Source organism: Sphingopyxis sp. Q841 (genome assembly GCF_052384365.1).
GTDB lineage: Bacteria > Pseudomonadota > Alphaproteobacteria > Sphingomonadales > Sphingomonadaceae > Sphingopyxis > Sphingopyxis terrae_A.
In genome coordinates this window covers 1-2,529 of the sequence record NZ_JBQSUM010000013.1, presented here as the reverse complement: position 1 = coordinate 2,529, position 2,529 = coordinate 1, and the positions used below count along the sequence as shown (strand labels likewise).

The following is a 2,529-nucleotide window of genomic DNA, read 5'->3' as shown; positions in this document are numbered from 1 at the left end:
CGTTGAGAGTTTCAGACGCCGGGAGGCGTCAGAAAGTCTTCGGTGCCCGAACCGCGGTGATCATGGGCCGAGCTATGGGGAAAGCTGTTTTGCGCTGATGCTGGGGTAGCCAGATGCTGGCCAAAAGCAGACGCATCTGAGAACGGACCGTCTGGATATGGGCCGTAAAAGCGAACGCCGAAAGTCGGACCGTCCGATTTTGCGGTTCCGGCGTCTGCTTTTGGGCAGCGTCGGCGCAAGCGGGGCCGCTTCCAGGCGCGGGTGTGCCCTGGAGGAGGAAGGCGATGAGCCGTGCCGGGTCACGGCGCCGGTATCCCGGATGAGACCGCAAGCGGTGGCGGCGCGCGAGGCTGATAGCGGCGCTCGAAGACCTCGATGATGATCATCGTGCCGCCGCAGCACGGGCAGGTCGGCCGGGGCTCGGGCTCGTCGGTCGGTTCGTCGACCGGAGTGGGTGCGACATCGAGCAGGCGGCGGGCGCGTTCGAGATGATCCTTGCGGCGTGCGCTGGCGAGCAGGCCATAGTGGCGGATGCGGTGGAACCCGCGCGGCAGGGCGTGGAGGAGAAAGCGGCGGATGAACTCGTCGGCAGCGAGGGCCATGACCTGCTGCCGTGTGGCGCCGGACTTGCGATAATCCTTGTAGCGGAAGGTGACCCCGGCCTCGTCGAACCGGAGGAGGCGGCTGTTCGATATGGCGACGCGGTGGGTGTAGCGCGCGAGGTAAGCGAGCACCGCCTCGGGCCCGGCGAAGGGCGGCTTGGCATAGACCACCCAGCGCTTCTTCCTGACGGGTGAGAGGTGCCGCAGGAATGCGCGTCGTTCGGTGAGATGCGTGAGGCTGCCGAAGAAAGCGAGCTTGCCGGCGTCGTGCAGCGCGCGCAGCCGGGTCAGGAACAGGCGTCGGAACAGGGCCCCAAGGACGCGGACCGGGAGCAGGAAGGCGGGGCGCGCCGATATCCAGCGTGTTCCATCGCGCGATATGCCGCCGCCGGGCACGATCATATGGATGTGCGGATGATGGGTGAGTGCCGAGCCCCAGGTATGGAGGACGGCGGTGATGCCGATCCGGGCGCCGAGATGCTTCGGATCAGCAGCGATGGTCAGCATCGTATCGGCCGCGGCCTTGAACAAGAGGTCATAGACCAGCGCCTTGTTGTAATAGGCGATCGCGGCGATCTCGGCAGGGAGGGTAAATACGACGTGGAAGTAGCCGACCGGGAGGAGATCGGCCTCGCGCGCTTCGAGCCAGCTGCGCGCGGCGGCGCCCTGGCACCTGGGGCAGTGCCGGTTGCGGCAGCTGTTGTACGCGATCCGCCAGTGGCCGCAGTCGGTGCAAGCCTCGACGTGGCCACCCAAAGCGGCGGTGCGGCAATGTTCGATCGCCGACATGATCCTCAGCTGATGCAGGCTGAGATGCCCGGTATGGGACGTGCGATACGCAGGGCCAGCAGCACGGAAGATGTCGGCGACCTCGAGCGAGGCGCGCATCAGCCTCAGCCGTCGGGTGCCTCCTCGCTCGGTGATGCGAGCGCGAGCCTGTCGAGCGGGCTGACGATCGACCGCACGGTTTTCGTTGCGACCTGCGTATAGAAGGCGGTGGTGTTTAGCTTGGCGTGACCGAGCAGCGCCTGGATGACGCGGATATCGACACCGTCCTCGAGCAGATGGGTGGCGAAGCTGTGGCGCAGCGTATGCGGTCCGACGCGCTTGTCGATGTCGGCGGCCTCGGCAGCTTCGACGACGACGCGGTAGAGCTGACGCGTGCTGATCGGCGCCGCGGCGCTCTGTCCGGGGAAGAGCCAGCCATCGGGCAGCAAGATGCCCTGCTGCCGCCCCGCGCGCCACCAGTCGCGCAGGAGCAGGAGCAGGCCTTCGGGCAGCATCGCGTTGCGATATCGGCCGCCTTTACCGCGCTCGATCCTGAGCAGCATGCGCTTGCTGTCGATATCGCTGACCTTGAGCGCCGACACCTCTGCAACGCGCAGTCCGGCGCCATAGGCGACTGACAACGCAGCCTGATGCTTGAGACAGCGCGTGGCATCGAGCAGCCGCTTCACCTCGGCCATGGTCAGCACGACCGGGATCTTGCGTACCTGCCTCGTGCGGACGAGCTTGCGCGCGAGGTCGGGGCGGTCGAGCGTGTGCGTGAAGAAGAACCGCAATGCGCCGACGATGCTGTTCATCGTTGGTGCCGGGACGCCGGCCTGTTGCTGTTCGATCTGGAACTGCCGGACATCCTCGGCGCTCGCGGTGTGCGGCGAGCGCCCGAGCCAGGTCGCGAACCGCCCGACGTCGCGCAGATAGTTACGCTGCGTCTCCTTCGAGAAGCGGCGCATGGTCATGTCGTCGATCAGCCGCTGGCGCAGCGGGCTGATCGGGCCAATCTGGATAAGCTCATTCATCGTTCGACTCCTCAGGTAAAGGAGTCGAAAGGGTCTGCCTCTGGCCGCCCGCGTTCAATCAGCCGCGGCGCTCGCTGGGGCGCTTTACATCGAGGCTAGCGCCAATCCGCGGAGCGGTTCGTGCA

Annotated in this window: 2 protein-coding genes; both read right to left on the bottom strand. The window is 66.4% G+C overall.

What is annotated here, in order from left to right:
* Positions 1-299: 299 nt before the first annotated feature.
* Positions 300-1,490 carry an IS91 family transposase gene (locus ACT17R_RS17640; protein WP_444810013.1) on the bottom strand — a complete coding sequence of 397 codons (1,191 nt, stop codon included), beginning with the start codon at positions 1,488-1,490 and terminating at the stop codon, positions 300-302.
* Positions 1,491-1,495: 5 nt separating this feature from the next.
* On the bottom strand, positions 1,496-2,404 hold the full coding sequence (locus ACT17R_RS17635) for a tyrosine-type recombinase/integrase (protein WP_444810012.1): 909 nt from the start codon (positions 2,402-2,404) through the stop codon (positions 1,496-1,498).
* Positions 2,405-2,529: the final 125 nt, after the last annotated feature.

Bases quoted from the DNA above. Each gene is read 5' to 3' on its own strand.
- ACT17R_RS17640 (WP_444810013.1), bottom strand. From the start codon at position 1,490: ATGCGCGCCTCGCTCGAGGTCGCCGACATCTTCCGTGCTGCTGGCCCT.
- ACT17R_RS17635 (WP_444810012.1), bottom strand. From the start codon at position 2,404: ATGAATGAGCTTATCCAGATTGGCCCGATCAGCCCGCTGCGCCAGCGG.